The sequence below is a fragment of the Klebsiella sp. D-Nf1 genome (assembly GCF_002810515.1).
Taxonomy (GTDB): Bacteria; Pseudomonadota; Gammaproteobacteria; order Enterobacterales; family Enterobacteriaceae; genus Klebsiella; species Klebsiella variicola.
Genome location: NZ_PIOK01000008.1, coordinates 144,760 through 151,020, shown reverse-complemented (window position 1 = coordinate 151,020; position 6,261 = coordinate 144,760). Strand labels below are relative to the sequence as shown.

At 58.6% G+C, this 6,261-nt stretch carries 7 protein-coding genes; 4 read left to right on the top strand and 3 right to left on the bottom strand.

The window, feature by feature from the left end:
- From CWM54_RS24310 to CWM54_RS24300, 3 genes are all read left to right on the top strand, one after another.
- On the top strand, window positions 1-785 hold a 785-nt coding region (locus CWM54_RS24310; RefSeq protein WP_133124475.1), incomplete at its 5' end, for a sodium ion-translocating decarboxylase subunit beta.
- Window positions 786-956: 171 nt separating this feature from the next.
- Window positions 957-2,585 carry a sensor histidine kinase gene (locus CWM54_RS24305; protein WP_100698754.1) on the top strand — a complete coding sequence of 543 codons (1,629 nt, stop codon included), beginning with the start codon at window positions 957-959 and terminating at the stop codon, window positions 2,583-2,585.
- The gene (locus CWM54_RS24300) at window positions 2,578-3,282 is read left to right on the top strand and encodes a response regulator (protein WP_061155811.1); all 705 of its coding nucleotides are present in this window, start codon (window positions 2,578-2,580) and stop codon (window positions 3,280-3,282) included. Before CWM54_RS24305 ends, CWM54_RS24300 begins: the two co-directional genes overlap by 8 nt.
- 5 nt (window positions 3,283-3,287) lie before the next feature.
- Here the strand turns inward: CWM54_RS24300 and CWM54_RS24295 are convergent, their stop codons facing one another.
- Window positions 3,288-3,917, bottom strand: a complete 630-nt coding sequence (locus CWM54_RS24295) for a hypothetical protein (protein WP_100681876.1) — start codon at window positions 3,915-3,917, stop codon at window positions 3,288-3,290.
- A gap of 92 nt (window positions 3,918-4,009) precedes the next feature.
- Here CWM54_RS24295 and CWM54_RS24290 point away from each other — a divergent pair, with 92 nt between their 5' ends.
- Entirely contained in the window at window positions 4,010-4,939 is a 930-nt protein-coding gene (locus tag CWM54_RS24290; protein ID WP_100681875.1) for a LysR family transcriptional regulator, read from the top strand.
- On the opposite strand, the gene CWM54_RS24285 is transcribed toward CWM54_RS24290, so the two are convergent.
- Window positions 4,887-5,252, bottom strand: coding sequence for a DUF805 domain-containing protein (locus CWM54_RS24285; RefSeq protein WP_100698748.1), 366 nt, complete (start codon window positions 5,250-5,252; stop codon window positions 4,887-4,889). The genes CWM54_RS24290 and CWM54_RS24285 overlap by 53 nt on opposite strands.
- A gap of 30 nt (window positions 5,253-5,282) precedes the next feature.
- Complete coding sequence (rihC, locus tag CWM54_RS24280) at window positions 5,283-6,197, bottom strand: ribonucleoside hydrolase RihC (protein ID WP_100698746.1); 915 nt, start codon at window positions 6,195-6,197, stop codon at window positions 5,283-5,285.
- Window positions 6,198-6,261: the final 64 nt, after the last annotated feature.

Here is a 6,261-nt window from a genome sequence, read left to right as displayed (position 1 = left end):
CCGTGCTCGGGGCGCTGACGCTGAACTACTTCGGCATCATCAGCTTCACCCTGCCGCAGGCGGCGGCCATCGGCATCATCGGCGGCGCCGACGGCCCGACGGCGATTTACCTGTCGGGCAAGCTGGCACCGGAGCTGCTGGGGGCCATCGCGGTGGCGGCCTATTCCTACATGGCGCTGGTGCCGCTGATCCAGCCGCCGATCATGAAGGCGCTGACCAGCGACAAAGAGCGGAAGATCCGTATGGTGCAGCTGCGCACGGTGAGTAAGCGGGAGAAGATCCTGTTCCCGGCGGTGCTGTTGCTGCTGGTGGCGCTGCTGCTGCCGGACGCCGCACCGCTGCTGGGGATGTTCTGCTTCGGCAACCTGATGCGCGAGAGCGGCGTGGTGGACCGGCTGAGTGATACGGTGCAGAACGCGCTGATCAATATCGTCACCATCTTCCTCGGCCTGTCGGTGGGGGCCAAGCTGGTGGCGGACAAGTTCCTGCAGCCGCAGACGCTGGGCATTCTGGTGCTGGGGGTGATCGCCTTCTGCGTGGGCACCGCGGCCGGGGTGCTGATGGCGAAGCTGCTGAACAGGTTCAGTAAGAACCCGATCAACCCGCTGATCGGCTCGGCGGGGGTGTCGGCAGTGCCGATGGCGGCGCGGGTGTCGAACAAAGTGGGTCTGGAAGCGGACGGGCAGAACTTCCTGCTGATGCACGCCATGGGCCCGAACGTGGCCGGAGTGATCGGCTCGGCGATCGCCGCCGGGGTGATGCTCAAGTACGTGCTGGCGATGTAGGCCAGCATCCTTCCCGGAGGTGTGGCTGTCGTCCCGCCTCCGGGCTGATTTGATACCCACCCCTGGCATGACGGGGCCGGGCACATGTCTGAAATTTTCTGTTCTGTGCTCCACCTGTCGGCGCCGGGGGCGCAAAACGGGGAGAATAACAATTTAATGTCTATCTACCCAATGTATACCCGAAAAATCACCCACTGGTTTGCCCGGCGATCGTTTCAGAATCGCATCTTCCTGCTGATCTTATTTACCTCGACGATCGTCATGCTGGCGATGTCATGGTATCTGACAGACATTACCGAGGAGCGTCTGCATTATCAGGTCGGGCAACGGGCGCTGATTCAGGCGATGCAGATTTCGGCGATGCCGGAGCTGGTGGAGGCGGTACAGAAACGCGATCTCGCCAGAATCAAAGCCCTTATCGACCCCATGCGTTCGTTCTCCGACGCCACCTACATCACCGTCGGTGATGCCAGCGGACAGCGCCTCTATCACGTCAATCCTGATGAAATCGGCAAATCGATGGAAGGCGGCGATAGCGATGAGGCGTTGATAAACGCCAAAAGCTACGTGTCAGTGCGCAAAGGCTCGCTGGGATCCTCGTTGCGCGGTAAATCGCCGATTCAGGACGAGACCGGCAAGGTGATCGGCATTGTGTCGGTAGGCTATACCATCGAGCAACTGGAGAACTGGCTCAGCCTGCAGATAAGCTCGCTGCTGATCCCGATGGCCATCATGTTATTGCTCCTGCTCTATTGCGCCCGCCGCTTCTCACTGCATATCAAAAAGCAGATGCTCAATATGGAACCCCAACAGCTGTCACAGCTGTTGATCCAGCAAAGCGTGCTGTTTGAATCGGTATTCGAAGGGCTTATCGCCATCGACTCCGGTTATAAAATCACTGCAATTAATCAGACTGCCCGCCGCCTGCTCAATTTGAGCCAACCGGAAACCACGCTTATCGGCAAAGGGATCAACAGCGTTATCTCGCAGGAGGCCTTTTTCTACGATGCGCCACAGGCCAATAAAAAAGACGAAATCGTCACCTTCAATCAGATCAAAGTGATCGCCAGCCGGATGGCGGTGATCTTAAACAATGAGCCACAGGGTTGGGTGATCAGCTTTCGCAGCAAAGACGATATCAACACCCTTAGCCTGCAGCTCAGCCAGGTGCAACAGTACGCCGATAACCTGCGCGCCGTGCAGCATGAGCATCGCAATCTGATCTCCACTATCGCTGGCCTGCTGTTTCTTAAACGCTACGATCATGCGCTGGATCTGATCCAACAGCAGTCGGAAAGTCACCAGAAGGTGATCGATTTTATCGCGCGGAATTTCCAGGATAACCATCTGGCCGGACTGTTGATCGGCAAGTATTACCGGGCCAAAGAGCTCGGTCTGGAGCTGGTTTTCGATCCGGCCTGCTTCGTTGACAGATTACCCACCGCCCTTTCTCACAATGAATGGATCTCGATCGTGGGGAATCTGCTTGATAACGCCTACAATGCCAGCCTGCGTCAGCCGCAGGGGTCAAGGCAGATAGAATGCCTGATCAACAGCGACGGTCACGAAGTGATCATTGAGATCGCCGACCAGGGATGCGGCATTGACGAGGTGCTGCGCGACAGGATCTTCGAGCGCGGCGTCACCAGCAGTACCAGCAAAGACCATGGTATCGGACTCTGGCTGGTACGCAGCTATGTGGAACAGGCAGGCGGCAGCATTGTCGTCGAAAATAATATTCCTTTTGGCTCCATCTTTACGCTTTATATCCCCCTGACCCGAGATGAACATCATGGATAGCATCACTACTCTTATCGTTGAAGACGAACCTATGCTGGCGGAGATCCTGGTGGATAACATTAAACAGTTTCCCCAGTTCGACGTCATTGGCATTGCGGATAAGCTTGAGAGCGCCAGGAAACAGCTCAGGCTGTATCAACCGCAGCTGATCCTGCTGGATAATTTTTTACCCGACGGCAAAGGTATCGATCTGATCCGCCATGCTGTCAGTACGCACTACAAGGGACGGATTATCTTTATTACCGCAGATAATCACATGGATACCATCAGCGAAGCGCTGCGTCTTGGGGTGTTCGATTACCTGATTAAGCCGGTGCACTATCAGCGCCTGCAGCACACGCTGGAGCGCTTTGCCCGCTATCGTAGCTCGCTGCGCTCCAGCGAACAGGCCAGCCAGATCCATGTCGATGCACTGTTTAATATTCAGGCCCGGGAACAAACGGAACCCGCCAGCGCACCGCTGCGCGGGATCGATGAAAGTACCTTTCAGCGCGTGCTCCAGCTGTTTGCCGACCCATCGGTGGTACATACCGCCGACTCGCTGGCCCGTATCCTCGGCAGCAGCAAAACCACCGCCCGCCGTTATCTGGAGCAAGGCGTGAAGAACGACTTTCTGGAAGCGGAAATCAGCTACGGCAAGGTTGGCCGACCTGAGCGCATCTATCACGGCAAGCAGACCCATCCTGAGCAGAGATAAAACGCTTACGCCAGGGTATAGCTGACCACCAGTTGCCCCTTCTTCATTTTAAGCTGGCTGACAACGACGTCGCCCAGCTCCGCCAGACGGGCGACGTGGGTGCCACCGCAGGGATAAGCGGGCAGTTCGCCAAATCCCACCTGGCGTAGGCCATCAGCGAACGTCACCTGACGCGGTAAGTCCTGCGCCTGCCAGGACTTCACCGGCGCCAACAGCGCGCTGGCGTCCGGCAGCGCGGCATTGTTCCTGCTGGTGAAGGTTATCCGCCCTTCGCCGGGCCAGTGGTGCGCTTTCACCGGTTGCCAGCCAAGCTGTTCGCCCGCCAGGCCAAGCAGGTGGCCAGCAGAATGCAGACGGGCATGCAGCTGTCTCGCGGAGGCATCAATTTTCATCTCCACGTCACCGAGGAGAAGCGGTTGCGACAGGATATGCAGCACGCTGTCGCCGCGCACAATAACCGTCTCAACCACCTGCCCGGCTATCCAGCCGCGGTCTGCCGGTTGACCGCCCCCTTGCGGGTGAAACAACGTCCGATCCAGTTCGATGGCGTAACGGCCATCCGCTTCTGCAGTGCAGGCGATGATCTGGGCGCGCCCGTCGGTAGCATCGCTGGTGTAATAAACTCGTTCAGTCATGGTGATTCTCCTCTCTGTCCGACCAGTATATTGATAATATCGACAGCGATAATCCCACCACCCGCCAATGCACTTTTGCTCCGGGAGCACAAATGAATCTGAACCTCCTGCCGGACCTCGCCCTCTTCGTCCAGATAGTCGACCAGGGCAGCTTTTCCGCCGTCGCCCGCCAGAGCGGCCTGACGCCCTCCGCCGTGAGCCGCAGCGTGTCGCGGCTGGAGCGGGAGATGGGCAGCAAGCTGCTGCATCGTACCACCCGTAAGCTGCGACTGAGCGATGCCGGGGAAACGGTGTATCAGCATGCCCAGCAGATGCTGGAAGCGGCGCGGCAGGCGATAGATTCCGCCAGCAGTCGCCAAACGGTCGCTCAGGGAAAGCTGACGCTCAGCGTACCGAAAGCCGTCGGCCGCTTTGTGATCCACCCGCTGATGATGGCGTTTTTCCACCGCTACCCGCAGGTTGACGTCTGCCTGCGGCTGGAAGATCGCCCTCTGGATTTTATCGATGACGGTATTGATTTGGCGCTGCGCATCACCGATACCCCTTCCCCTGGTCTGCATGGCAAACCGCTGATACCGGTCATGCATGTTATCTGCGCCACTGAGGCGTATTTACAACGGCACGGTATGCCGCACACGCCGCAGGATCTGCGCGCGCATAGCTGCATCAGCCTTGGCGAAACGCCCGCCGATGCGCGCTGGAAGTTCCGCCGGGAAGGGAAAAGCGAAACGGTGCAAACCTACGGGCGGTACGCCGCCAACCATACCGCCGTACGCCTCGACGCGGTTAAGCAGCATCTGGGCATTGGCAGCCTGCCGCTGTTTACCGCTCGCGAGGCGCTGGCGAAGGGCGATATCGTGCAGGTGCTGCCCGAGTGGGAATTCATCAGCAGCTACTCCGGCGATCTGTGGCTGCTGTGGGCGGGAGATAAACATATGCCCGCCAGGATGCGGGCGATGATTGATTATCTCAGCGAGACGGTGCCGGCGCTGAACGCAGGCAGCACAGAGCCAGCGAAATAATTGCAAACCACGGAATGATAACCCCCAGCACAAACCAGATCCCGGAGCGGCCGATATCATGCATCCGCCGACAACCGATCGCCAGCAGGGGGATCGCCATCAACAGTAGCCAGAGCGTGGCAAAGGGAATGACAACAAAGCTGAGGATACCGTATTGAGGGTTAACAAGGGTGGCCAGACTCCAGGCGGCCACTGGCGCGGTGGCGATCAGCACATTGATAAGAAAAAACGTCCAAAACTGCTGCCGGCTGGCGCAGCCGCTAAAATTAAAGGTCTCTTTCCAGCCGCTCAAATACGCCTGTCCATAGGTCATTGCTTCTTTCCTTGAAAATCGAGTGATTTATCACGGCGCCAGGGCAATCACCTCCGCAGCCCAGCGCTGAAACCCTTCCACATCGATATCGAGCGCCACCAGAGCGTTCGCCGGCTGGCCCAGTCGCCCTTCGATATCCACCACCGTGGTGCCAGCGGTCCAGGTCCCCTGCGTCTCCACCGCCACAAAGCACGGCTGGAGAGTGAACAGTTCCGGGCGGACCAGCCACGCAATAGCGCAGAGATCGTGCATTCGCAAACCACTGCTCATGCTGCCGCTGCGATAGTGGCTAAACAGAGCATGAAGCATTTTACCGGTCTGGTTCAGCGTCGGTAGCGCCGCCAGGTAATCTGCCGCCAGCAGCGCCCGGTTGGTGACGTCCAGCCCGCACATCACAATCTCCAGCCCGCTGTGGAACACTTTCGCGGCGGCTTCCGGGTCGATAGCGATATTGAATTCCGCATTCGGCGTGAAGTTGCCGCGCCCCGCGGAACCGCCCATGATCACCAGTCGGCGAATATTGAACACACATTCCGGATACTGGGTCAGCAGCAGCGCAATATTGGTCAGCGGGCCAATCGCCACCAGGGTGATCGGCTCGGCAGCGTGCATCAGCGCATCGCGGATCGCCTGGAAGGCCGGCTTCGCCAGCGGTTGACGTTGATGCTCAACAAAGTCATACCCCTCCATGCCGGATTCGCCATGCACCGAGGCGGCGTCGCGTAACGGACGTACCAGCGGCATCGACGCTCCCTGCGCCAGCGGCACATCGGCATTCCAGAAGTGCAGCAGCTGCAGCGCGTTACGGGTCGTCTTCTCCACCGAGACATTGCCCGCCACGGTGGTCATCAGTTGCAGGTCCAGCTCGGGCGCGAACAGCGCCGCGGCAATGGCGGCAGCATCGTCGATGCCCGGGTCAGTATCAAGAATGATCGGTAAGCGCATGGTTTCTCCCTAAAAAAAATGCCAGACGTTAAGTCTGGCATCTTCTCATACTGCTGGAGGAAAG

Coding starts and splice junctions, on each gene's coding strand:
- CWM54_RS24305 (WP_100698754.1), top strand. CDS start 957: ATGTATACCCGAAAAATCACCCACTGGTTTGCCCGGCGATCGTTTCAG.
- CWM54_RS24295 (WP_100681876.1), bottom strand. CDS start 3,917: ATGACTGAACGAGTTTATTACACCAGCGATGCTACCGACGGGCGCGCC.
- CWM54_RS24290 (WP_100681875.1), top strand. CDS start 4,010: ATGAATCTGAACCTCCTGCCGGACCTCGCCCTCTTCGTCCAGATAGTC.
- CWM54_RS24300 (WP_061155811.1), top strand. CDS start 2,578: ATGGATAGCATCACTACTCTTATCGTTGAAGACGAACCTATGCTGGCG.
- CWM54_RS24285 (WP_100698748.1), bottom strand. CDS start 5,252: ATGACCTATGGACAGGCGTATTTGAGCGGCTGGAAAGAGACCTTTAAT.
- rihC (WP_100698746.1), bottom strand. CDS start 6,197: ATGCGCTTACCGATCATTCTTGATACTGACCCGGGCATCGACGATGCT.